Annotated in this window: 23 protein-coding genes; 4 read left to right on the top strand and 19 right to left on the bottom strand. The window is 39.3% G+C overall.

Going from position 1 to position 23,251, the window contains the following annotated elements; all coding sequences use genetic code 11:
* Window positions 1–88: 88 nt before the first annotated feature.
* The 14 genes from BAU16_RS04890 to BAU16_RS04825 form a co-directional block, all read right to left on the bottom strand.
* The gene (locus BAU16_RS04890; protein ID WP_048603762.1) at window positions 89–802 is read right to left on the bottom strand and encodes a GntR family transcriptional regulator; all 714 of its coding nucleotides are present in this window, start codon (window positions 800–802) and stop codon (window positions 89–91) included.
* Window positions 803–928: 126 nt separating this feature from the next.
* A complete protein-coding gene (locus BAU16_RS04885; protein ID WP_137605523.1) occupies window positions 929–1,246 on the bottom strand; it encodes a PTS lactose/cellobiose transporter subunit IIA in 318 nt (105 codons plus the stop codon).
* Window positions 1,247–1,251: 5 nt separating this feature from the next.
* Window positions 1,252–1,575 (bottom strand): PTS sugar transporter subunit IIB, encoded by a 324-nt coding sequence (locus BAU16_RS04880; RefSeq protein WP_137605524.1) that lies wholly within the window; start codon window positions 1,573–1,575, stop codon window positions 1,252–1,254.
* Between the two features lie 14 nt (window positions 1,576–1,589).
* Entirely contained in the window at window positions 1,590–3,008 is a 1,419-nt protein-coding gene (locus BAU16_RS04875; RefSeq protein ID WP_137605525.1) for a glycoside hydrolase family 1 protein, read from the bottom strand.
* Window positions 3,009–3,222: 214 nt separating this feature from the next.
* Window positions 3,223–3,870, bottom strand: a complete 648-nt coding sequence (locus tag BAU16_RS04870; RefSeq protein ID WP_137605526.1) for a PepSY domain-containing protein — start codon at window positions 3,868–3,870, stop codon at window positions 3,223–3,225.
* Window positions 3,871–4,023: 153 nt separating this feature from the next.
* The gene (locus tag BAU16_RS04865) at window positions 4,024–5,523 is read right to left on the bottom strand and encodes a helix-turn-helix domain-containing protein (RefSeq protein ID WP_048603757.1); all 1,500 of its coding nucleotides are present in this window, start codon (window positions 5,521–5,523) and stop codon (window positions 4,024–4,026) included.
* 175 nt (window positions 5,524–5,698) lie between these two features.
* Entirely contained in the window at window positions 5,699–8,203 is a 2,505-nt protein-coding gene (locus BAU16_RS04860) for a hypothetical protein (protein WP_161526591.1), read from the bottom strand.
* On the bottom strand, window positions 8,178–8,510 hold the full coding sequence (locus BAU16_RS04855; protein WP_161526590.1) for an LPXTG cell wall anchor domain-containing protein: 333 nt from the start codon (window positions 8,508–8,510) through the stop codon (window positions 8,178–8,180). Before BAU16_RS04855 ends, BAU16_RS04860 begins: the two co-directional genes overlap by 26 nt.
* Window positions 8,511–8,520: 10 nt before the next feature.
* On the bottom strand, window positions 8,521–9,552 hold the full coding sequence (locus tag BAU16_RS04850) for a DUF916 and DUF3324 domain-containing protein (RefSeq protein ID WP_161526589.1): 1,032 nt from the start codon (window positions 9,550–9,552) through the stop codon (window positions 8,521–8,523).
* Window positions 9,553–9,616: 64 nt separating this feature from the next.
* Window positions 9,617–10,300: a WxL domain-containing protein gene (locus BAU16_RS04845; RefSeq protein WP_048603754.1), complete on the bottom strand. Its 684-nt coding sequence runs from the start codon at window positions 10,298–10,300 to the stop codon at window positions 9,617–9,619.
* A gap of 179 nt (window positions 10,301–10,479) precedes the next feature.
* Window positions 10,480–11,142 (bottom strand): tRNA (guanosine(46)-N7)-methyltransferase TrmB, encoded by a 663-nt coding sequence (gene trmB, locus BAU16_RS04840; RefSeq protein WP_048603753.1) that lies wholly within the window; start codon window positions 11,140–11,142, stop codon window positions 10,480–10,482.
* A gap of 46 nt (window positions 11,143–11,188) precedes the next feature.
* Window positions 11,189–11,968 carry a phosphotransferase family protein gene (locus tag BAU16_RS04835; protein WP_048603752.1) on the bottom strand — a complete coding sequence of 260 codons (780 nt, stop codon included), beginning with the start codon at window positions 11,966–11,968 and terminating at the stop codon, window positions 11,189–11,191.
* Window positions 11,969–12,096: 128 nt separating this feature from the next.
* Complete coding sequence (locus BAU16_RS04830; protein WP_161526588.1) at window positions 12,097–13,308, bottom strand: ABC transporter permease; 1,212 nt, start codon at window positions 13,306–13,308, stop codon at window positions 12,097–12,099.
* On the bottom strand, window positions 13,301–14,044 hold the full coding sequence (locus BAU16_RS04825; protein WP_048603750.1) for an ABC transporter ATP-binding protein: 744 nt from the start codon (window positions 14,042–14,044) through the stop codon (window positions 13,301–13,303). Before BAU16_RS04825 ends, BAU16_RS04830 begins: the two co-directional genes overlap by 8 nt.
* A 142-nt stretch (window positions 14,045–14,186) precedes the next feature.
* On the opposite strand from BAU16_RS04825, the gene BAU16_RS04820 reads away from it, so the two are divergent.
* The 3 genes from BAU16_RS04820 to BAU16_RS04810 all read left to right on the top strand — a co-directional run bounded on the left by BAU16_RS04820 (window position 14,187) and on the right by BAU16_RS04810 (window position 16,109).
* Window positions 14,187–14,612, top strand: coding sequence for an HIT family protein (locus tag BAU16_RS04820; protein WP_137605529.1), 426 nt, complete (start codon window positions 14,187–14,189; stop codon window positions 14,610–14,612).
* A complete protein-coding gene (locus BAU16_RS04815) occupies window positions 14,613–14,987 on the top strand; it encodes a YtxH domain-containing protein (protein ID WP_048603748.1) in 375 nt (124 codons plus the stop codon).
* A gap of 111 nt (window positions 14,988–15,098) precedes the next feature.
* Window positions 15,099–16,109, top strand: a complete 1,011-nt coding sequence (locus tag BAU16_RS04810; protein ID WP_048603747.1) for a peptidylprolyl isomerase — start codon at window positions 15,099–15,101, stop codon at window positions 16,107–16,109.
* 105 nt (window positions 16,110–16,214) lie between these two features.
* Here the strand turns inward: BAU16_RS04810 and BAU16_RS04805 are convergent, their stop codons facing one another.
* The 5 genes from BAU16_RS04805 to BAU16_RS04785 all read right to left on the bottom strand — a co-directional run bounded on the left by BAU16_RS04805 (window position 16,215) and on the right by BAU16_RS04785 (window position 21,833).
* On the bottom strand, window positions 16,215–18,764 hold the full coding sequence (locus BAU16_RS04805) for a WxL domain-containing protein (RefSeq protein ID WP_161526587.1): 2,550 nt from the start codon (window positions 18,762–18,764) through the stop codon (window positions 16,215–16,217).
* The gene (locus BAU16_RS04800; protein ID WP_161526586.1) at window positions 18,761–19,108 is read right to left on the bottom strand and encodes an LPXTG cell wall anchor domain-containing protein; all 348 of its coding nucleotides are present in this window, start codon (window positions 19,106–19,108) and stop codon (window positions 18,761–18,763) included. Before BAU16_RS04800 ends, BAU16_RS04805 begins: the two co-directional genes overlap by 4 nt.
* A gap of 2 nt (window positions 19,109–19,110) precedes the next feature.
* Window positions 19,111–20,148, bottom strand: a complete 1,038-nt coding sequence (locus BAU16_RS04795) for a DUF916 and DUF3324 domain-containing protein (protein WP_161526585.1) — start codon at window positions 20,146–20,148, stop codon at window positions 19,111–19,113.
* A gap of 79 nt (window positions 20,149–20,227) precedes the next feature.
* Complete coding sequence (locus BAU16_RS04790; RefSeq protein ID WP_048603743.1) at window positions 20,228–20,932, bottom strand: WxL domain-containing protein; 705 nt, start codon at window positions 20,930–20,932, stop codon at window positions 20,228–20,230.
* A gap of 1 nt (window position 20,933) precedes the next feature.
* Window positions 20,934–21,833 (bottom strand): WxL protein host-binding domain-containing protein, encoded by a 900-nt coding sequence (locus BAU16_RS04785; protein WP_161526584.1) that lies wholly within the window; start codon window positions 21,831–21,833, stop codon window positions 20,934–20,936.
* A gap of 456 nt (window positions 21,834–22,289) precedes the next feature.
* Between BAU16_RS04785 and BAU16_RS04780 the strand changes: the two genes are divergently transcribed.
* A complete protein-coding gene (locus BAU16_RS04780; protein ID WP_048603741.1) occupies window positions 22,290–23,231 on the top strand; it encodes a WxL protein peptidoglycan domain-containing protein in 942 nt (313 codons plus the stop codon).
* Window positions 23,232–23,251: the final 20 nt, after the last annotated feature.

Raw genomic sequence — 23,251 nt, 5'->3', positions numbered from 1 at the left:
TTTACATTCAAGATAATATAACAAAATATTTTTCTTTATTATAAAAAATACCCTCTTTATTATTAGAGGGCATCTGATAAAGACTATTTTAATTTCGTGTTAAAATCATTTCTGTAATAAATCGATCGTAGCGATGGACCGAAATCGAATATTCAAACGCAGCTCCGGTAGCCAAGTATCCGATTTGCTCCGCAACCCCCACCGGATCTCCTTTTTCTAAGAAAAGCTGTTCTGCTTCAAAATCTGTCGCTTTGCGAACGGTAATAGTTCTATGACCACTTTGAATTTTAAGATGCAATTCTTCTTCAATGTATTCATAAATTGAGGCTTCCAGTGTTTCTTTCTTTAATCCGGGAATCACATCGATAGGCATGTGAGTTTCCTCGATTACTGCTGGACTGCCATCCAAGTACCGTACTCGATAAATGTGATAAACAAAATCTCCCTCTGAAATGTTCAATTTACTTTGAATCAACGGTGAAGCTTTAATGACTGAAAAATCGAGGACTTTACTAGTTACTTTTTTGTCCGGATTTTCTGCGGTCTTTCCGCGAAATTGATTGACGATTGCAATTCGATCGATTTCATTCTTCGATAAATCTTTGACAAACGTTCCCGAGCCTCGACGTTTAATGATTAAGCCCTCTGATACCAAAATATCCAACGCCTGCTTGACCGTCATCTTGCTTGCTTCATAAAAAAGCCCCAGTTCTTTTTCTGAAGGTAATTTATCATTGGATTGGTATTCTCCAGCCAAAATTTTATTTCGTAAATCTCCTGAAATATGGATATATTTTTTCACAACTACTCACCTCTTTTGTGAACACACAGTTTCTCCTCTAAATAATAACTTATTTCAGGTGAAAAAGTCTATCTTATTCCTTGTAAAAGAAAAGAACTCAGAACCGTCGCTCTGAGTTCACTTTGCTTATTTCGTTGCCATTTTTTTATAGAGAGCAATGATTTCCTTCGCCAAGTCGGTAAAAGCAATGGCAGTCATCAAATGGTCTTGACTATGGACTGTCAGCAGTGTGACTTCCATGTGATTGCCTTGCGCTTCTTGCGTCAACATATTGGTTTGGGAATGATGTGCTTCGACCAAAGATTTTTCTGCGTCTTTGATTTTTTCTTCCGCTTCCTCAAAATTGCCGGTTTTGGCAGCTTGGATCGCTTCCATCGCATCGCTTTTTGCATTGCCGCCGTACATAATCAAGCCCATGATGGCTTCTAGATTTTTTTCATCCATGTGTCTTACTTCCCTTCAATTAATTTTTCTGCTTGTGCCAAGACCTTTTTACCGTCCATCATACCATAATCTGCCATATTGATGACATCAAAGGGAATTCCTTTTGGCGCTAATTTTTCAGCAAATTGGGTTTTCATGAAGCGTACTTGTGGACCCAGTAGTAAAACATCCACCGGTTTTGTTGCCAAATGATTGTCTGCATCTGAAGCAGCAACGGCGAAAATATCTGCTTCCATCCCTTTTTTTTCTGCGGCTTTTTGCATTTTTGTCACTAATAAACTGGTACTCATGCCTGCCGAACAAACCAGCATAATTGTTTTCTTTGCCATGTTTTCCACCTCAACTAATTTTCAATGATTGTATCTTCCAAAAAGACCTGATTTGTCTCTGCGACATTTTTGATCCAATACCCGGATTTTTTGATGGTTTTTACTTGGGTGTGAATCTCATTTGAAATAAAGCCATACCGATTGCGGTACGCATTTTTCCACGACCAGCAATCGATGGGGGTCCATAAGTGATAGCCGAAACAATTCGAGCCTTCCACCATTGCTTGATTCAACCAATATAGATGTTCTTGGATAAATTGAATACGATAATCGTCTTCAATCAATCCATCTGCGTTCAAGTAGCGTTCTTCTCGGGAAACACCCATACCGTTTTCCGAAACGAACCAATCGATATTTCCATAATTATCGCGAATATTGATGCCGATATCATACAAGGCTTTAGGGTAGATTTCCCAGCCTTTATCAACATTCATCCGTCGTCCTGGCATTTCATATTCATCAAAATATTTTTCCGGCAGCCAATCCACAGTCAAGCTATTTGGTGAAACTGCCGGTGCTTGTACCCGGTGAGGATGATAGTAGTTGACACCTAAATAATCGATGGTATTTTCTTTGATGATCGCCAATTCTTCGGCAGAAGCTTCCCATAAAACCTTGTCTTTTGCCAACACAGCCACTAATTTTTCGGGAAATTCTCCCAGTGTAGAAGCATTCATAAAGAGTTGATTCAACCATAAATCAGCAAATTCTGAAGCGGCTTGATCCGCAGGTCCGTCGGTTGCTGGATATGGAGGAGTCAGATTCAAAATAATCCCGATCCGTCCATTTGGATTTTGATTCAGCTTTCGAAAACGAGCAATCGTTTTGCTGGATGCTAATTGAATATTGTAGGCTACTTGCACAGCTTTTTTACCGTCCACTATATTTGGATAATGGAATTGATGCAGGTATTCTCCTTCAACAATCACCATCGGTTCATTAAACGTGAACCAATCCACCACACGATCGCTGAATAATTCAAAACATTTTTCCGCAAATTTTACAAAAAGATCCACGACATGTTTTGATTCCCAGCCACCATATTGGTGATACAATTCAACGGGTAAATCAAAGTGATGCAGATTGATCACTGGACGAATACCGTTTTTAATGAATTCATTGATAACATCATTATAAAAACGTACCCCGTCTTCATTAACACTTCCAGTTTCCAGATCATCAATCAATCGACTCCATTGAATAGAGGTGCGGATTGAATTTAAGCCGATTTCTTTCATTAAACGAATATCTTCACGAAAACTATTGTAGAAATTCGATGCAGTGTCTGGTCCTACTTGCTGATAAAATTCTTCTGGGGCAATTTCATACCAGTAATCAAACATGTTGGCATGTTGTTTGTTAAAACGTCCTTCTGACTGAGGACCGGAAGTTGCGGCACCCCACCAGAAATTTTTAGGAAATTCTAGATTCATTTTTCTACTCCTCCAATTTCATTCGCAGAATCAAGTTGTTTCTTTGGTCATGTGATACCGTTGTCATTGAAACGCTTACGAAATTTTTTCTTACTTTTCTTTATCATACAGCGAAAAGATTAAAATGTCTATACTTTAAAAGGATATAAAATATACTTTTATCCAAAAATAAAAAAGCCGGATTTCTCCAGCTTTCACCTCTAGTATTTACCGCTTAATCATCGATTTCGGTTTCTATGACTTCTCCTGATTGAGCGTTTAATTTTACATTGGTCTCTTGATTTCCATCCACCACGGTCACTTCCCAGTAGGTGATGTTCAATTCTTTGTCCAGATCCCAATCCGTCGCTTCTCCAGCGCCCACCGTTGTTTCTGCGATTTCAGCCGCTTTTTCAATACTCAATAAATTGGCAAGATTTAATTTCTCTTCCCGTTTTACCCCGTTTCGATCGTCTGCATCCAACATTTCTTCTCGTTCTTTTTCTACTTTTTTCGTTGCACCATCAATGCGAATTTCAACTTCCTTTTCGTCATTGACTCCTTCGACTTTATAAAAGTAGTTGCCAAAAGAAGTATCTAGTTCTAGTGAAGTAATATCTGCATCAGAATAAGTCTCTTGAAAAATTTTGATTGCTTCATCAACCGATACCTTCAGACCGCTAATTCCTTGCCCACTGCTAGACTGAGTCGTTTCAGTCATGCTGGTGCTGGTAGTTTTTGATTGCGCTGTTGATTGCGCTGTTGTTTGTGCTTGTTCTGTACTTGATTGACTAGACTGATTCGGCGTATCTCCTGTTGAGCAGCCCGCAAGCAAGCCCAAGGTAAGCAGGCTCATTCCTAAAACAAATCCTTTTGTTCTCATGATATCCCCTCCACTCTCCATCTTAGCAGTTTTCTCAGAGAAATCACAAGGCGAATCCGCCAAATAAATCGTATTTTATTCAATTTTACAACGAATTTTAATTTATTTTGACAAAATTCAAAAAATTAGTTGTTTCACAGAAAAGCTCTGTTTTCATGACTTCATCCCCGAATTTATTTTTTGCAGGTAACACTCTTTTAAAAATTCACCCAGATAAGGAAAATCAAAATCGTATTCATTGCTCAGCATCACAAAAATTCGAGCATTTTTTTGTAATGGGTAGTCTTTGACCTGACTTGTCAAAATAACATCGTATTGCTGATTCTTTTGATAGTTAACCAAATCTAATTTGACTGCTTGCGGCATTCGTTCCCGAATCATTTCGATGACAATATCTGCCATCACCCGTTCATAAGGAAAATCACATGCAACTTGTAAACGCAGTTCAACCTCTTTAAAAATTAACTGCAAAATGGAGGCATAGCGCCCAAAAAGTTCAAACTGAGAATTTTTTTTGTCACTTTCAGAGATATCTAAAATACCTAACGACTGCTGCGTCAAACTTTGACAAAGTGCCAGCAATTGTTTTTCCTCAATTTCTGAAAGGCGCTGCTGCAATCCTTGATGTCCAAAGACACTGATCCATCCTCGGAAATAAACCAAACGAAAATGATTTTGCATCACTGTTAGAGCAATTTTTTCCGAAAAATCTTCTGAAAAAGAGTAGAAAGAAAAATGCTCTTGCAGGGTTTCTTTGAATGTTTCATTGAGTTTGTCGACTAATTTGTCCTTATGTTTTTCCTGTATCAAAAATTTTCGCACATAATCATTATGGGTATCTAGGGTAAAGTTGCAGATCATAAACAAATAGAAGATCAAGGTTTCATTTTGATTCCAACCAAAAGCAGATTGAAAGAAATAACGAGACAGAAATTTCTGCAACGAGAGCAGGAAACCGCTTGTCTGCAATAGCTCACTCGGCAATTCAGAATAATCCGGCATACTTTTTTTGCTAGCCCGCAGCCTTTTTTTCATAATATATAACCAAATTTGAAATTTGATTTCTCCATCTTCCGTAAAAGGAAAACTAAATTCATTTTTCATCAATACTAAAAAGCCCTCTGCAGCAGCCTCAGAAAATTCTTTTAGATTTACTAAATAAGGTCGACCAAACCACAACAGTTGAAAATAAAAATAACGAATTTGGATTTCCGAACCATATAAATGACCATTTTTTATCTGTAAATGAAATTCAACCAGCAGCAGATTCAACTCTTTGATACGACGGGTCAAGGTGGCAGTACTAATATTCAACTGTGTTAAAAATTTCTGCCGTTCAAAACTGCCATTTTCTAATAGATACATCAAGATTTGATATTTGATGGATTCCTTTAAGTAGGAATAATACACATCAGAAGTGGATAGATTCCCCAAACGACGTAAGGCTATTTTTCCTTCCCGTTGAGTAAAGGACAATTCATCAAACGCTTTCAAATGTTGCTCTAACAGAACAATATCTTCTTTGAAAGTCGCCCGGTCCACCGATAGCTTCACGAGTATTTCATTGACCGACAGTTCGCTCCGTTCTAATAAAAGCTGAAAAATTTTGATTTGACGCTGCTCGTTTTTTTCAAGCAAACTGAACAGTTCCAAGTCCTTCTCCTCCTAACATCAGTGAATTCATACAGCTGATGCAAGCAGATTTAGAAAAGTACCTTCTCTATTTTTTCAGCTTTTTCAAAACTTTCTGAATTCGTCAAAATAGAAAAAGAACTTCAACTCAAAATAGGCTATTTGAGTTGAAGTAACTATCTAATGTCCCACATTTTTATTCGGTAGGACCTGTTGACAATTCCCAGGTAATGGTTCCTTGATAGGTTTTGTCTACTTGTGCATCTGTGCCGCTGTTCACCTCTAAGAGTAAACCATCGTTAGGAAGAAAGTCAACGGGAATATCTCCCTTTTTTGAACCATCATTTTGATAGATTGGTGTACTCTGATCTTTCGGGATAAGAATATTTTTTCCCTCATGATTGAAATACAAATTAACCTGACTTAATTCTCTTCCTTCTGTATTTTTGAAAGGAGTAGATAGTTTCCCAGTAATCTGCCACGAAGCATCTGAACTTGGTAAACGGGTGTCCCGTACGGCAAATGAAAAATCACCTTTTGCTTTGTAATATGCTGTTTGTGTTGGCAATAGAAGATCACTGCCAAAGGTAAAATCGGCGGGGGCATCTACCAAAGCTAATTTTTGCTTAGGAATCTGGATCAGATTGGTATCTGTCTTGACTTCAGTAAAGGGTAATTTTGTTCCGTCAGATAACGCAATATTTCCTGATAATACAGCCGGTTTGGTCGGCAGATCGATGGCATTTGTCGTTGCAGTAATCGGATTTATTTTATATTTATAGGTGATCGTCACTTTATCTCCAGCTTTTGCTAAATATTGTGTAGGTATACTGATTCCATTTTGGATATCATCATCAGGAATCACCGTCCCATTCAGCGACAAACTTCCCTTTTCATAGGTAACATTTTCCGGAAGCGCAACGCTTACTTTTTTATCTGCTAAAGAATCCCCCATTTTATCTAAGGTAAACGTACTATTTTCTTGAACAATGTCCCCAGCCAAAGCAATCAAAGGTTTTCCAGTCTCTGGCGTTCGACTAAGATTTTTCAAATAACTTTCTTTAGAAATCGCTGGAAAACCAGCCACCGTGATGGCTTTCAAATTAGAGATACCCGTTTGTTCTGACTGCCATTTATAGGCAAGATTTGGATAAGCTTTTGAAAGGGTATCGTCAATCAATTTGTAGTCAAAATAATATTGACCGGAAGCAAGCGCCGGCAGTGTTGTGGTTGCTGAATTATCACCACCATTATTTGTTGAAATCGTTTGAAATAATTTGTCTTCAAAAGTCCCCACTAATTTTTGTGTTGTTTTATTGTACAGCCGGTAATGAATGGCCCCTGCTGTTAAATCGCTCGCTCGCCAGACCGCGTTCACTTGATAGGGGGTACTAGTAAGTAATTTTCCCCATTGGCTATCTGGTTCCAAGTTTGTTGGCTTGACTGTGCCATCTACAGCATATTTTTCAAGTACCTTTAAGGTGACAGGTGACAACGCAGTTCCCCCGGCATCTTTTCCTGTATATAAAATACTTGTTTGCTGATTCAATCCGAGTGTTTGTGTCGGCGTATGGGTCAATGTTGCCCCAGTCGTTTCATTCTTTCCAGTAAAAAAATTCACCACTCGATTAAAACGATTTGTTGGTTGTTGAGCAAAACTTCCTTCTGAGAGTCCCATTGTCAAGGTTCGGTTGTTGGTTGTTCCAGGAAGATTCAGGTTGTTGCTGTCAACATACTCAGTTTTATCAGCAAAACTATTGTACTTATTCGTCGTATCCCATGGAGAGATGTAGCTGTTCCAAGTTGGTAATTGGAAAGCGGAGGTTTTTGCGTATGCTGCCGGATTCAGTGCACCATTCGTTAGTTTAGGATAAAAACGTCCGCCTGCCGGAGCAATAATTGAATTGAACATACGATCTTGAACCACGTTATTCGAATCATAAAAATCTACAGAAAAATCGGCGAGTTTTGTAGTAGAAGGTTGCAGTTTGCCTTTTGTTAGTACTTTGTTTGGGCTGATGTCATATTTGTCGCCGCTTGCAGTCATCTTTGCAACATCAACGGTAATATCAAAAACAATCGGAATATTCCCAGCATTGAAGCCGGGTTGAGTGATGATATTGAAAATTGAACCTACAATATTTCCATTGTCCCATGAACCCATACCAAACCGTAGTGTATGATTGCCGGCGGACATTAGACCACCTTCTGTTAGTTTGATACTAGCACCATTAATTTTTAAATATGCATTGTCCCAGTCGATTGCCTTTAAAACATCCGCACTTAAAACATATTTAGGTAAATTGATGATCGCCACAAAGGCAAACCCTTGCGCAGGAATATTTATGACATCTAAATAGTTCGTCAATTCCACATGACTCTCCCAATGAAACCCAATCTTGCCGCCCTTCCAAGGATCATTGGAGCCATCGTTTGTGTAGGTAACATTTAATTTGGGTAATTGATCGGCTCCAGTCAATTGAACGACCTTGCCGCCATCAATCTTTGGTTGCCCAAAAATATTGGAATTTGTACCATTTGTTGGCGTGATATTTTCATACGTATCTGGTTCATAAACAATAGTTGGTGGTGTTGCACCCACCGCTTCGGCTTGTCTGCCTAATCCAATAGTTCCCACAGTAAGAAGCGCCATCAGAAGAAGAAGTTTAAAAAGATTAATCTCTTGAAGTAATTTGTTCATCCTCTTCTTCCTCCTTTCGCCGTTTCCAGATAAGAATCCATACAAGAAGAATCAATTCGCTCCCGATAATCATGTAAAGAAAGCTAATTGGTTTTTCATTGGTTTTTGGTAATGTTTGATTTACCGGTTTCTTGATGGGAGGATTTGTTGCTTGTCCTCCCCCATTAGTCGGTGGATTAGGTGTCGGTGTGCGGTCATAAAAAACAATGGACGCATTACTGGCAGCATCTTCGCTTGCATAGGCCGGCTGCCACCCGCTAAACAATAAACCAACGCTCAATCCCCCCAATAAAAGCCATTTTTTCACTACAATCACCTCATTCCTCTGATTCTTTTCCCTTCCGTTTTTTCCAAACAATAAATAGTAAAATAAACAAAAGCACTGCGAGAACGATCAACAGAATGTAAAGCCATGGGAAACTCTTTTCTTTCACTGCAAAGACAGAATTCTTGTTGACTTCTTCGGCTTCTGATTTTTTAATGGTAAAGTTTTGTGTGAAATGCCATTCATATTCCCCAGATTTTGCCACGATATCTGCGCGATATTTTCCTGGTTTTGCCCGATCACCCGCTAAATCCAGATTCAAATGAAAGTTTGAGCTTGGAGCCACTAAAAATTCATTGGAGGTATTTTCAATATACAGTTGATCTTCATAATAAATTTTACTAGTAAAAATCAAGCTACTGATAATCGTCGGTTGGGGATTTTGGAAAAACAATTGGACGGTTGGGCTGGCATTGACAGCCACTAAATCGCCAGACAAGAGTTTCAAATCCGGTTCTATTTTTTCCTTACTCTCCTGCAATACGATAGCAAGATTATAAGCAATACGATTTTTTATTTGTACGCCATTTTCATCAGAGGATTTTTCTTCATTTTCCTCCTTAGGAATCACGTGGATTCCCGCAAGTACCCGTCCTTTAAATTCATCCGCAGGAATCTTTATTTTGATTGGTACAGTTATTGTGGCTTTTCCTGCCACTTCATATTCTTTTTTCTCAATGGTAACGACTTCCCGTACATCAAACGGAAGACTCTCATCCAATCGAGGTTTTTCTTGCCCATAATCGATAGTACCACCATCACTTGTAACGGCTGGATTGATCGAAACTTCAAAAGTTCGTGCTTTCTCCGCAGAATTAGTCAGCTCAATTGCTACTGTCTGCTCTTGTTTAGGAGTCACCAACAAATCAAAATAACCGATTGCTTTGTCTAATTGATTCTCTGGAAAAACTGGTTTCACACCAAAATCCCCCGAAGCATCGGCGGCGTGACTGATTATCGGAAACCCGAAAAACATCCCTAAAACAGTAAAAAATACAAAGAGCAATCGTTTTCTTTGATTCACTATTGACCACTATCCTTTCAAAAGGGGAGCGGATTATGCTCCCCACATTTTCAAATTATTACTTTTACAGTGCTGGTCCTGCTGTCAAATCCCAAGTCAGATCAGCCGTAAATGTTCCTGTAGCAGCTTCTGGAACCGTTAGTGTGATATTTGCTGGGTCATAAACAGAAAGCCAGGTTCCAAGACCTTGGTCCTTAGAAGCTGTAAAAATCGCAGAGGCAGAATCAGTACTGTCTAATTTGGAAACAGCTTTATTTGTAGGACTTGTAGCTGCATTTGTAGGAACAGTTTTAATAACAGATGTACCAAAATTCAGTTCTGCACCCTCTAGTTTTTGCTCACCATTTTTAAAATCTGATACTGAAACAGTCACATTCCATCCTTGAGCTTGTCCATCAGTACCAACACCGCGACGATCCGAAACTTGAATGTAGGGGGTATCATTTTGTGTCGCATCAACAGAATAACTTTTTGTTCCACTTTCAATCTCATGTGAGCCAAATGGCAGATTAGGAACAACATCCAAGGTCAATGGTCCCGCTTGACCGGTTCCTGGATTTTCAGGATCAACCGGATCAACTGGCTTTGTCGGGTCGGTTGGATCAACTGGATCAACACTCCCTGTTGGTTCAGTAAATGTGATATCACCTTTTGTTGTCGCTGGTTCTGCAGCAAATGCTGGTGTAGCTGCCAAACCGCTAAGTACTACTGTTGAAAGTAACAATGTGCCAATAATTTTCTTTTTCATGATAATCTCTCCTTTGTTTTTTGTACCTTTAGTATAAATGGAAAGGTTCTCAAAAAATCATCATCTTTTCACAGAGCGACAGGAGTTTTTGAGCAAAAAAAGAAACGACCCACTAAAAAAGCGGGTCGTTTCCATCTTTATTTATTTCAAAAAAAGCTTAGCAAGTAGTATAGCCAAATTTATTCTGGCAAGTGTTTCCGCTTATCCGCAAACCGAGCCTCCACCCGATAGATTCGTTGCCCTCGTGAGGAAAATTTTTCTTCGTATTCGGTCATAATATTTCCTTCATAGGTACTGTGATGCAAATCAAGCCAGACTTGTTGCAGAGTCATACCATATTTTGAAAAGCTGGCTAAGGAGTATTCAAATAAGCCTTGGTTATCTGTTTTAAAATGGATTTCTCCTTTAGGACGGAGAATTTTTTCGTCCACTGCCAAAAAGCCGGCAGAAGTCAAACGGCGTTTTTCGTGGCGGGTTTTTGGCCAAGGATCAGAAAAATTCAAATAGATCTGATCGACTTCACTATCTGCAAAATAATCTGTCAAGGCCGAACCATCAACATGCAAGAGCTGTACATTCGCTAGTTCCTTTTCAAGGACCTTATCCAACGCAAAGGAAACCACGCTGACTTGCATTTCTACACCGATATAATTAATTTGAGGATTGGTTCGTGCCATTTCCGTGATGAACCGTCCTTTTCCCATACCAATCTCAATATGGATCGGGTGATCGTTGCCAAAGCGTTCCTGCCACTTGCCTTTCCATGCAGTCGGTTCAGCAACCACGATTTCTGGATGTGCTGCCAGCATTTCCTCTGCTCCGTTACGTTTTCTTACTCTCATAATTTCCTCGCTTTCTCCAATAGAAAAGCTGAAGGCTTCCCTTCAGCTATCCGCTAAATACTCGTTTTAATTGCAAAATTTCTTCATTCATCGTTTTGTATTCGCCACGATGATAATATTTTTTTATTTCCTGTAAAATCGACATCAACGCGTACCAATACACCCGCTCTAAATTATCTGAAGTCGCTTGTACCCCATAACTGATCAACCAATGGCTCCATGACGAAATCGGCAAATAATGTCCTAAAATCGTACCGATATCCACCGCAGGGTCCGCAAACATAATCGAATCCCAGTCTACAAGATACAAATAGTGCTGACACACCAACCAATTTCGATAATTGACATCTCCATGCACCACGGCTTTTCGTTCAGGATAAAAGGTTGGAATATTTTTTTGCAGATATTCGATGACCAATTTTAAAAAACGATTTTGTAAAATCGCCGACGGTAGATCCGCTTCATAATTTTCCAACATCATCTTTGGGGTAATTACCCGGCTATCGATTCGTTCTAGCATTTGCTTCAATGATTTTGAATGATGTAACTGATACAAGACATCCATTACATCGTTTCGCTGCCCGATTTCTTCCGGATCAAGGATATGCCCTTCCAACCACTCTTGAGCAGTCAGCGTGTCCCCGTTCCCTGTTCGTTTTGTCCAAACTAATTTGGGAGTAATGCCTTCTCTGGATAGAGCAGCCAGCATCGGGGTGGTATTTCGTTTGATAAAGACTTTTTCTTTTTTTCGCAAACCGACATATGCTTTGCCGGTATCCCCTTTGATTGGGCGCATACGCCATTCATGGTCCAACTGAATTTCCATCCGAGTCTTCCTTTCAACATTCTCCACAGTACCATTTATTCTAGCGGCTCAACAGGCACTCGTCAAGCGGATATACGTTCGTTTTTTCAAAGAAACGCTGGATAAATCAAGTTTCTTGCGAAGTTTTTCTACTTTTCATTCATTTTTTTCAAGCGTGACGGCAAATACAAATAAATAAAGCCCCCTACAACAAGTCCATAGCCTAAAATAACGATTCCGCGATCGCCCCATGTCGACAGACGAAAAGCAGCGACACCAGCAAAAACAACAGCGGCAAAAATCAAAAGTACCAGTAACAACCGCTGCAAAGCGATACTCTGCTGTTTGGCAGAAACTGGATACAGATGGGTCAAAACCATATAACGAAATTGCGTGTACAAAGGCATTAATTGAAAACCAATCAGATACAAAAAGAGGCCTCCAATTCCCAAACTAAACCATCGATCGTGAATGAAATATAGCAACAATCCACCGATCAAGACCAAACGCATGTATAAACCGCTGTATTCGGAGCCGCGAACCATTCGGCGGGCATACAGATAAAGATACGTATTTTCCTGTTTTGCAGTGATTTTTTTCAACAAACCGTCCAGATACTTCCGCCGTTTGACACTTGCAGTGATTTCTGGCACATCCGTAAATAAATTAATAAACTGATAGATACGATGCAAACGATTGGTTTCTGATTGAATCATTTTTTCCCAATGTAAGGTCAAGGTCGGCTGCTGCCACAAGAAATAGTGATATCCCCCGGCCACAAGCAGACTACCCAGCAGACCAATGATTGGTGAGAGATAGAGACTCGTCGCCAACAAAGCACCACTAAGCAGCAACCACGGCCAATAATAGCGATGCGTTTTGCTTTCAAAAAATAAACTGTACCGTTGCCAGTACAAATGAGCAATTTTCAACAGCCAGAGTGTTGGTAGAATCAAAAAAAATTCTCCAAAGGATGCGCCCGTCGCTACCACAGCAAGGGGCATCGTAATTCCGGCAATCAATCCAATCACCACAAAGGGTAAAAAGCAGGAATAGCGCAAACCTTGTTGCAGGTATCCTCGCATCTGTTTTTCCTTTGGCAATAAAAACACCAGATCAGCGGCTTTCGTTAAACTGACAAACTTACCAAAATGCAAAACAATCAGCCAGACAAGTAAGACCAGTAAGCCAAAAACTTCTGACTGTTTTGGCAAAGTTTTCAATAAATCAGAATAATATAACCCTAATCCTCCCAATAAAAAGGTACAGACTAAGACAAAATGATCGTTAAAGACATACCGCAGATACTTCATCATTTGTTTTTGGTGCAACTGCAGCCGTTTTTGAAATAAATCAGACATCGGCAGCCACCTGCTCTTTGGTCAATGCAATATAGATTTCGTCCAGTGATGCATCATAAAGTTGAAATTCATTTCGCAATTCCTCAATCGTTCCTTGCGCACGAATTTTCCCATTGTGCAGCACAACAAACCGGTCACAATATTTTTCAGCGGTCGCCAAAATATGTGTAGACATCAAAATCGATGCCCCCGCTTTTTTCATTTGATCCATCAGTTCCAATAACGCATGGATTGCCAACGGGTCTAAACCTAAAAAAGGTTCATCAATGATATACAGACTAGGTTCAATCAAAAAAGCACATAAAACCATCACCTTTTGCTTCATTCCTTTAGAAAAATTAGCCGGAAACCAATCCAACTTATTTTCTAAACGAAACGTCTTCAACAAACTTTCCGCCCGACGAAAGGCTTCTTCTTGGGGAATATCATAAGCCATCGCCGTAATTTCAATGTGTTCCCGCAACGTCAATTCTTCATATAACGAAGGGGTTTCCGGAATATAACCAATTTGTTTCCGATAAGCTTCCGGCTCTTTTTTTAACATCAGTCCATTTAAGGTGATTGTACCTTTTTGCGGTTGCAATAAGCCGATAATTTCTTTAATGGTCGTACTTTTCCCAGCACCATTCAAACCAATCAAGCCCACTAATTCCCCATCATTGATGGTAAAATCGATATCTTTTAAAACCGGCAGCTGACTGTAGCCTCCCGTTAAATTTCTCACTTCAAGTGTCATTCATTTTTTCCTCCGATTATTACTGTTCTCATTATACCAAAAATAGCCGGGAATTTTTGTGTTTTTCCTGCTTGTTTTCTTACAATCCTTAAAAGTTATGGTAAAGTAGGGCTAAGGAAAAATTTTGAAAGGATGACTTCCTATGACAGACTGTATTTTTTGTAAAATAATCAATCAAGAAATTCCCAGCTACAAAGTATATGAAGACGACAAAGTGTATGCCTTTTTGGACCTTTCCCAAGTAACGGAAGGCCATACGTTGGTCGTTCCAAAAAAACACGTGACAGATATTTTTGACTATGATGAACCCTTGGCAGCAGAGGTTTTTAGCCGTATTCCAAAAATCGCCAAAGCAATTGAAAAAGCCTTTCCGGAAATCAAAGGAATGAACATTGTCAACAACAACAAGGAACTGGCCTATCAGTCGGTTTTCCATTCCCACTTTCATTTGATTCCCCGTTACAGCAAAGAAGATGATTTCTCGATGCATTTTGGCAATCACATGGATCAATACACACCGGAAGAAATGACGGCTATTGCCGAAAAAATCAAAAAGCAGGTGAAATAAATGCTGAAAAATTTTATTAAAGGGCTTTTATTCGGCTCTTCTGTCGGCGCAGTAGGTGGTTTACTGTTGGCTCCCCGCAGCGGGAATGAAACCCGCAAAAAGCTGGCAAAAGAATTGGAAGAAGCCACCGATTCCACTCTTGAATTAAACGAAAGCCTGCAACATTTCCAACGGGCTGTAGTTGAAACCAAACGAACGGCAATGGAAACTTTACCGGTTTTACAAAATGCGCTGCAAAAAGATATCGAAGCATACAAATTCCAAGCTGAACCGCGAATCAAGCAGATTCAACAGCAGGTAGCCAAGCTGAATGGGCATGTCACCCAATTCACAGAAACCCTGTCGGAACCATCTGAATCAGGCGATAAAAAGTGATGAAAGTGTGAATTTTCTCGGAAACATCATTGGAATTCTACCACTTCAAATTAGAGTGTGTTATAGTTATACTTGTGAAAAATTTAAGTAGATTACAGGAGTGCTAAACGAATGAAGAAAAAAATACTATTGGCTGCTGTTGGCGCGATGAGCGTTTTTGCTTTAGCCGCATGTTCAAGTAAAGGCAACGAAGAAATTGCTTCAATGAAGGGCAGCAAAATCACGGTAGCAGATTTTTATGAGGAAGCGAAAAATGAATCTGCCAACCAAAACCTTGTACGTAATATGATCATTTACAAAGCCTTTGATGATAAATATGGCGACAAAGTAAGTGATAAAGCGGTTGACAAAGAATACAACAAACAAAAAGACAGTATGGGCGACGCTTTCGAACAACAATTAGAAGCTGCAGGCTATACCACAAAGACATTTAAAGAATACTTGCGTCAAAATCTTGTGTTGGAAGCTGGCTTAAAAGCGAATATCAAATTGACAGATGCTGACAAAAAAGCAGCTTGGGAATCTTTCCATCCAGAAGTTGAAGCACAAATCATCGCTTTAGCCAGTGAAGATGAAGCCAAAGACGTTTTAGAAAAAGCGAAAGAAAAAGATGCCGACTTTGCGAAATTGGCAAAAGAAAATTCTACGGACACTGCAACCAGTGAAGACGGTGGCACCATCAAATTCGATTCACAATCAACAACACCACCAGCTGAAGTCAAAACAGCAGCTTTTGAATTAAAGGATGGCGAAGTTTCTGACGTGATCACTGCTACAGATGCTACTACTTACCAAACCAGCTATTATGTAGTGAAAATGGTGAAAAACAAAGACAAAGGCAACGACATGGAACCTTATAAAGATGAAATCAAAGAAATCGCAGAACAAACAAAACTAAGCGATTCTGCCTTTACTTCAAAAATCATCGGTCAAACCTTGAAAGATGCAAATGTGAAAATCAAAGATGATTCCTTCAAAGATATCTTGTCTTCTTACATTGACGCAGCAGATACAAGCAGCTCAACTGCTGAAAGCACAGAAGAAAGCAGCGCAGCCTCTTCTACAGCAGATAGCTCAGCAGCAGAATCCACAACTGAAAGTTCAACTGCTGATTCTGAATAAGCCAATTTAAAAGCTCCCATTGATTTGAATTCTATCAAATCAATGGGAGCTTTTTTGTACTTTGAATTTTCGAGGGACCTACTTATTTCTTACCAAAATTATCTTTTAGCTTGGTGCATTGGATAAGGTCCAGGTTAAGGTAGCTTGGTAGGTGCCGGCTTCTAGGGAAGAACCGCCGCCGATGTAGAGGGCGGAGTTGTCAGTAACCGTTGCCTCAATTTCTTTGTTGCTTAGTTCTATTGGATTTTTGATTGCAAATTTCCGAGGGGTCTCAGTTAGGTTTTCTCCAAAAAAATTGAATCCTTCATTCGTACCTAGCTGATAATTATTCCCTAAAACTCTAATCGTATTTGTATAAGGTGAAACACCACCATTATTTATGATAGTCAACTCTAGAACGACCGGTACATCGGTGGTAATTATCTTTTTATCATCCATGTTTTTAAAGCTGCCAAGAGATACTTTCAAAGAATAATCTCCATCCGGACGCGTATCCGTCACTCGAATCAACCCTTTGGAATTTCCATCATAGGCTTCCTTTTCATAATTCGAAATGACTGAATCCGTAAGAGAAAGTTTTAAGTAGCTATCTGGTTCTGTTCGTTGACCAAAAGCCTTCTTTGTTAATTCACCAGAATTCAATATTTTAACTTTGTCTTTACTGGAGATTTCCTCATATTTTTCTCCAAAAACTAAATTCGGGACAGCATCCAAGGTCAGAAACCCACTGTCTTGTACCACGATTTCCATAGAATCAGCGATTATCTGTGGACTAGAAGTAATTTCTTTTCCAGTCGTTTTGTCAATCCAACTATTGATCGTTGCAGTAAGTTGATACTTTCCCTTTGTTAAAGAAAGATTTTCTGGAAATCCAACGTTCTTAGGTAATGCCCCACCAAGAATAGATTCAAAAGTTTGTGACCACTCCTTTATCATCGTCTCATCACTTAAGTTTTCAAGTTTAAAATCAATGGTATAAGCCTTCCCTGGACCAGTTACTTTCAGAGTTGCTTTGGGTGTCTCTCCAATATTTGCATAAACTGTTTTTTCCGTAAATTTCAACCCATTAAGAAGTTCCGTCGTATCAGGCAGATTTTCAGAGTCAAAAAAACTCCCAAAAGCCTTTGCTTTTGTAATCGTCGTATCAAGTCTTATATCTCCACCCGAAATCAAGCCTCCCCAGAAACTTGTACCGGAATTCGAGTTTGGAAAACTAATATCACCGTAAGGAACAAGAATCGTGCCAGCAAAAGGATTGGAAGATCCTGACCTACCAGAAATAGAAGCTTCTGTGCCACTAGCAATATCAGGATAATTGTGCAGAATGTGACTACCCATAGTTTGATAAAAAGGACCATCATTTTCACTCACAGCATCAGCCGATTCGCCATTTATTGTAAATGTCAATTCTGCACCGTAGCTGTCAGACCATTCAAAGGTTTTCCAATTTTCCCAGTTAAATATAACGAAGGGTAAATTTTTATTGGCTACACTGGAATCTTCTCCAGAATCAGTCACATAATTTTGGGGATTCTCTCCTTCTGGTAATTCAATATTGATAATAAGATGATGATAATAATTTTTGTACTCATTATAATCAAGATTAACTACCACCGTTCCTGTAGTATCTAACCCATCTTTGCTTAACGGAATATCCAACCTTAATGAATTAGCCCCCGTCCAGCCACCATCTTTTTTGACTAGCTTAGCCTCGTCTGTTACTGCTTCATTTTTGACAAGGGCTGTTTTGCTTGTCAAGTTACTATAATAATTACTTACTGTAGCTAACTGTAATTTCGCTTGATCAAAGTAACTTTCTGTGGCGGATAACGTACCAAAATTATCTTTAAAATCAGCTATGTTTGATAATTTTACCGGTGTGGCTTGCTCTGCGGTATCGGTTGCGTTGACTTGATCAAACAGACGATTTACCCCATCCAATTTGTTTTCTATCAAATAATAATAACGATGCTTGTCACCACTGGCATGAAAATTATTGCTGTCGTCCAAAACACCTGTTGTAATGGCGGCATTGCTTGCCAATACACTTTCTCCCAGCAAGGTTACTTTTTTATTAACTATTTTTTCTTCATTGTTTTCACTCAACGTGTCTTCATAAGTAATCGGATAATCATCATTATCAGGAACAGCATCTTGAAAATAAGTACCGCCCCATTGTGTCTCCATGTTGATTGTTTTTCCACCAAATGTTCCATCATAGTTTTTTCCAGAAGCTCCAAATGTTAACCCTCCAGCAGCAAAAACGGTAAAATCGGTCGCAATTCCTAGAGGATATTTTTCCAATAATTTTTCCTGAAAAAGCGTTAAATCGGTTGGATCATTGACGACGGCCGGAGTATCTGCAAGTATCCGCGCGCTTTTTTGTGGGGTACTATCTTGTTCTTTTGGGGAAGCAGTGGTTGATTCAACAGTTGGCGTGGCTGATTTCGACTCAGAAGTGCTTGTCTGCATTACTTGTTCCGTGGAAGAAGTCTCACCAGTTGTTTCCTCTGAAGTCTCCTCTTTTGTGCTACTCGTTGCTTCTGTTGTGCTTGTCGCAGTCGTCGTTTCTTCACCAAACGCGGCTATTCCATTGACACTCGATGAAATCAGCAGAAAGAGTGCCATAAAGGCAACAATTTTTTTATTTTTCACAAAAATTCACTTTCCTTCCTTGTAGCTGATTCGTGTCTCCGGTTTCTTTCAAAGTATAAGATAATTCCTGCTAAAAGCAAACATTCGCTACCAATAACTACCGCTAAAAAAGTTTTCGCTTCTGCCGTTTTTGGTAATTTTTTTGCTTTTGTTTTCTGGGTACTTACATAGGTTTGTGACGGACTTTCTGGTAAAGAAAGCCCGTCACCGTTTCTTGTAGGAACAACAGTAAATTCTGCTGTTGAGGTTTTTGACGTTGCTTTGGCAATGTCCGGTACAAGAAACAAACCTTGTCCCAATGCTAAAAGAGCAACCAGTAAAAAATAAAATCCGCTTTTTTTCATTCTCAATCACCTTGATTAGTTTGCGAATTCTCTTTTTCTTCCTCTTTCCGTTTTCTTCTTCCCAATAAAAAGGCCAACAATAATAGTAAAATCAACAGCAGCACAGCAATCAAAATATACAACCATAAATAATTTGGCTCTGGCAAAGCACTTGCTTCTTTATTGATTTCGTTGGCATCCGAGGAAACAATTGAAAAATCCTTTTCAAATTTCCAAGTTTTCTTTCCTGATTTTGCCACCAGCGAAAGATGATAGTCACCGGCTTCCAAATTATTTTTTCCCCAACTGATAGGAAAATCATAATTGGAATTTGGTGCCATTTCCTGCTTATCGGCTTTTGCTTCCATGAAGACTTCTTTGCTGCCAGACTTGTAAATCTTCGCATCCACGCTCATGTTCCCGAACGCCTGCCCTTTGATATTTTGCAAATTGGCAAAAACAGCGGGTAAGCTTTGATAAACGGCAGGTTTTACTTGGTTCAATTTTAATTCAGGAGTTATATAATCTAAGCTCTCTCGCAAAGCAATACCGAAAGAAAGCTGATAGCGATTGGTAATGCCCGTTTGTTTTTCTTCCTCTTCGTCAGCCTCCTGCTCGGCAAAAAAGGCACCTAAAATCATCCCCTCAAATTTTTCTTTTGGTACCTTTAGTTGGAAAGTTACCGGATTGGTTTCCCCCGCCTTTAAGGTGATTGTCTGAGGTTTGCTGATTAATTCAGGAATTGTGTATTTCGCTGAACTATCTTTAGGAAAATCTGCCTGACTGTAATCGATCACCCCTAATTGATTGGTGAAAGACGGATTTGGCGAGATTTTTACTTTAATATCTTTGTCACTTTCAGAAATAATATTCATTGTTACGTCTTGTTGGGTGTCTGGTTTCACCAGTAAATCAAAAAATGTCGAATCTGCTTGTTGATTTTCTGGGAAAACACCTTCTATCGTAAAGCCCGCCCCAGTGGCAGCGGATGCTTTCATAGGAAAAAAGGAGAAAATAAGAAGAGCCATCCCCAACAGGATGAATTTCAGTCGTTTATGCATCAGGAACCTCCATTTCATTTGTTGTCAGGGATAGCCCTGTCCTATTAAATTCGTGGTGCGATTTTTTGATTAGATTTTATTATTCGATGCCAGCACCATCAGGAGTAGCGATTGAGTTAACTAATTGCCAGTTTAGTTCAGCATGGTATGTGCCTTTTTCTAATTTTGACCCCGTCCCTAAAGTTAAACTTGTTCCATTTTCTCCAGAAGCTACTGAGTATTCTTTAGCACCATCGCTTTCAACGTTGTCAGCAGTCACTGTAGTATAATCTCCACCAGCAGCAATTGAAGCACTAGTAGTTGGCAAAACTAAGTTTAAAGTTGCAGATGTGATAGAAGAATCTTTTGAACCAGTGAATTCTCCTAGTTTAGCAGTTAATGTCCATTCATCATGCGTTGTTCGATAATCGCTCACAACAATTTTACCCTTTTCTGAGCTAGTTGTCCCATCATAAGTGTTTGCTTCAGAAACAACAAAAGGATTTTCAGTATCTAGATGCAAAACCTTATCTGTTTTCAAAACTTCACGTTCCGTTTTCTCAAAATTCAAATCTGGAACAGCATCTAAAGTAAGAAAACCATCTTCAACCGTAAATTCAGCAGTTGAGTTAGCTTTTGCAGAAGAAGTATCGTCAGACACATACCCTTCCCCATCAGTTCCTGCTGAGATATTGTTTTCCGATGTTCCAGCACCATTTCCTGTTGCCGCCAATGCTGTTCCCCCACTAGCGAATGTCAACAAAGCTAATCCTGATACGGTAATTGCTGCAAAAATTTTTTTCATTTTAATTTCCCCCTAAAGTTCTTTTTTTATTTTTGGTTGTTTGTTTCTTGAGCGAGTAAAGAACGAGTCCAATCAACAAAAGCAGCACGGCGACTGCGAATAATAGCCAACCAACATAATCCCGCTGGACATTACCAGCTTGCTGATTGATTTTTTCAGCAGTTTTTTTGTCGAGTGTTAGGCTTTGGTCAATCGTTTGAACCTTACCATCAACTGTCATTGTTCCAGTCACACGATAGCTTCCCGCTAAAAGCGGTTTTCCCTGCAAACTGATTATTGGCGTCATTACTTGATTCGGTGCAAAACTGATTGCTTGTTGCCGCAAAAGATACGTTGTTTTTCTCAAACCGAAAAATTGCTTATGAATCAGCGTCAAATCCATTGAAACAGGACTCAACAAAGCAGTGTTGGGATTGCCGATTTCAACGCTGATTGCCGGCATATCCGACACAACGCTGCCCGTCACACCTGACAATTCGATGGGCTGTTTTTCCGTCATCACGCTTCCTTGAAAAATCAGCGGAACAAAAGTTGTCTCCTCCTTCACAGAAATGGCGACGGCGCCCATTACCTGTCCAGAAAAATCGGTTGTAGGCATTGTCAAATCCAGATCAATTGTTTGGCTTCCACTTGCCGGCAAATTTAGAGAGTGCGTAGGAATGAGTTCCTCTGTCAAAAAAGGTGCTGTCCCAAAGGCTGTATGACCGCCCATTTGGTAAAACAGTTTACCTTCCTCATTCGTAGCAGCCGATGCACCGCTAATCTGCACCTGCATTGGCTGTGTTGAAAAGTTGGTGACAGAAAAACTCAACTTGTGCTTTTTACTGTTTGCACGAAGTTGAATTTTTCCGCTGATATTCTGCTGATCCAAAGTCAATGGTGTAACAGTTAAATTTGGCACATCTGCCCAAACTAGTTTCGGTTGTAAAACAAGAACAAAGAATAAGAGAGATAACAGTAAAAAAAGTTTTCGATCTTTTCTGATTCGAATCCCTCCTTATCCCTTTTCGTAGGTGATTATAGCCGCTTTCATATTAAATATCAACGCATATTTTATCAAAAATGAAGGAAATTTATTTTTTTTGGTGACGTGTCAATGCACATTCAATTTTCAAAAATTTTTTTAGATTATTTGATTAAAATAACTAAATGATTTTTTATAGGTTAATTTTTTCTTAAGAGCTTTCATAAAAGTTTTTTTGCTGTCCCTTTTCTCTTTTAATTAAAGTTGATTATAAAATAACGAGAAATAGATTATTTTTTTACATTAATCCCACCGAATAAAAGAAAGACCGCATTCATTCCTAGATTTTCTGGTCATTCCTCCGTATAATAACTAAGTGACACGGGAAAGGAAGTGCTTGTCATTATAAAAAGAATTGTCCCATTTTTATTTTTATTGTTTCTTTTTCCCCAGACAGCTTTTGCGGAAGGTGCTGATTTTGGTGTCTCGGCAGTTTTGCCAGAAAATCAAGTGAGTACAGCGTCCTATTTTGACCTCGCCGTAGATCAAGGTTCTACTCAGGAACTGACAATAAAGCTGAAAAATCAATCTTCACAAGCAAAAAAAATCCTGCTGACCCCAGTAGACGGCGAAACCGATAATCAAGGTGCAATTATCTATCAAAAAACCTTGTCTGACAGTAAATCTGCTTTGTCTTCATGGGTGAGTTCAAAACAATCCATTGACCTTGCAGCGAAAGAAACCAATTTTGCAGTTTTCACTTTAACGATTCCCAAAAATGCCACAAATGGAACCTATCTTGCTGCCTTTCAAATCAAGGAGCAATCTTCCTCAGATTCTTCTGCCGGAATCAGCAATAAATTTGCATATATTTTAGGCTTAAAGGTTACGGTGGGCAAAGCACCAGAACCCAGCTGGCAGTTGACCAAGGTACAGCAAGAAAGTAATCAATTATTGCTTTCCTTGAAAAATGCCAGTCAATCTCTTGCAAGTCAGAATCAATTGCAGGTATCTTTAAAAAAAATCGGAACAAATCAAAAAATCTCCCACACACAAGCGATTTCTGGTGCTCCTTTTGGCCCGTTTCAAATCGCTGTTGAAAATCCTGAGTTGACCGATGGAACGTATCAGCTGACGCTAAATATAACTGGTACAACGACGACAAAAGTCAACAAAACCTATTCCGTCAGAAAAATCCACGGAACTTTTGTCTTTCGTGAAATTGATTTGCATCAACAACGGCGAGTAGGACTGATTGCTTTGAGTGTTTTCTTCCTGCTGATCGGGTTGTACTTTTTCATTTGGCACAAAAAAAATCAACTGCTGGACTCCTAAGAGCCCCCAGTTGATTTTCT

Source organism: Enterococcus sp. JM9B (genome assembly GCF_009933265.1).
Classification (GTDB): Bacteria; Bacillota; Bacilli; order Lactobacillales; family Enterococcaceae; genus Enterococcus_C; species Enterococcus_C songbeiensis.
The sequence above is the reverse complement of the archived record's forward strand: the minus strand, read 5'-3'. Positions and strand labels throughout refer to the sequence as shown.

Bases quoted from the DNA above. Each gene is read 5' to 3' on its own strand.
- BAU16_RS04885 (WP_137605523.1), bottom strand. From the start codon at position 1,246: ATGGATGAAAAAAATCTAGAAGCCATCATGGGCTTGATTATGTACGGC.
- BAU16_RS04880 (WP_137605524.1), bottom strand. From the start codon at position 1,575: ATGGCAAAGAAAACAATTATGCTGGTTTGTTCGGCAGGCATGAGTACC.
- BAU16_RS04875 (WP_137605525.1), bottom strand. From the start codon at position 3,008: ATGAATCTAGAATTTCCTAAAAATTTCTGGTGGGGTGCCGCAACTTCC.
- BAU16_RS04870 (WP_137605526.1), bottom strand. From the start codon at position 3,870: ATGAGAACAAAAGGATTTGTTTTAGGAATGAGCCTGCTTACCTTGGGC.
- BAU16_RS04860 (WP_161526591.1), bottom strand. From the start codon at position 8,203: ATGAACAAATTACTTCAAGAGATTAATCTTTTTAAACTTCTTCTTCTG.
- BAU16_RS04845 (WP_048603754.1), bottom strand. From the start codon at position 10,300: ATGAAAAAGAAAATTATTGGCACATTGTTACTTTCAACAGTAGTACTT.
- trmB (WP_048603753.1), bottom strand. From the start codon at position 11,142: ATGAGAGTAAGAAAACGTAACGGAGCAGAGGAAATGCTGGCAGCACAT.
- BAU16_RS04835 (WP_048603752.1), bottom strand. From the start codon at position 11,968: ATGGAAATTCAGTTGGACCATGAATGGCGTATGCGCCCAATCAAAGGG.
- BAU16_RS04830 (WP_161526588.1), bottom strand. From the start codon at position 13,308: ATGTCTGATTTATTTCAAAAACGGCTGCAGTTGCACCAAAAACAAATG.
- BAU16_RS04825 (WP_048603750.1), bottom strand. From the start codon at position 14,044: ATGACACTTGAAGTGAGAAATTTAACGGGAGGCTACAGTCAGCTGCCG.
- BAU16_RS04820 (WP_137605529.1), top strand. From the start codon at position 14,187: ATGACAGACTGTATTTTTTGTAAAATAATCAATCAAGAAATTCCCAGC.
- BAU16_RS04815 (WP_048603748.1), top strand. From the start codon at position 14,613: ATGCTGAAAAATTTTATTAAAGGGCTTTTATTCGGCTCTTCTGTCGGC.
- BAU16_RS04810 (WP_048603747.1), top strand. From the start codon at position 15,099: ATGAAGAAAAAAATACTATTGGCTGCTGTTGGCGCGATGAGCGTTTTT.
- BAU16_RS04800 (WP_161526586.1), bottom strand. From the start codon at position 19,108: ATGAAAAAAAGCGGATTTTATTTTTTACTGGTTGCTCTTTTAGCATTG.
- BAU16_RS04795 (WP_161526585.1), bottom strand. From the start codon at position 20,148: ATGCATAAACGACTGAAATTCATCCTGTTGGGGATGGCTCTTCTTATT.
- BAU16_RS04790 (WP_048603743.1), bottom strand. From the start codon at position 20,932: ATGAAAAAAATTTTTGCAGCAATTACCGTATCAGGATTAGCTTTGTTG.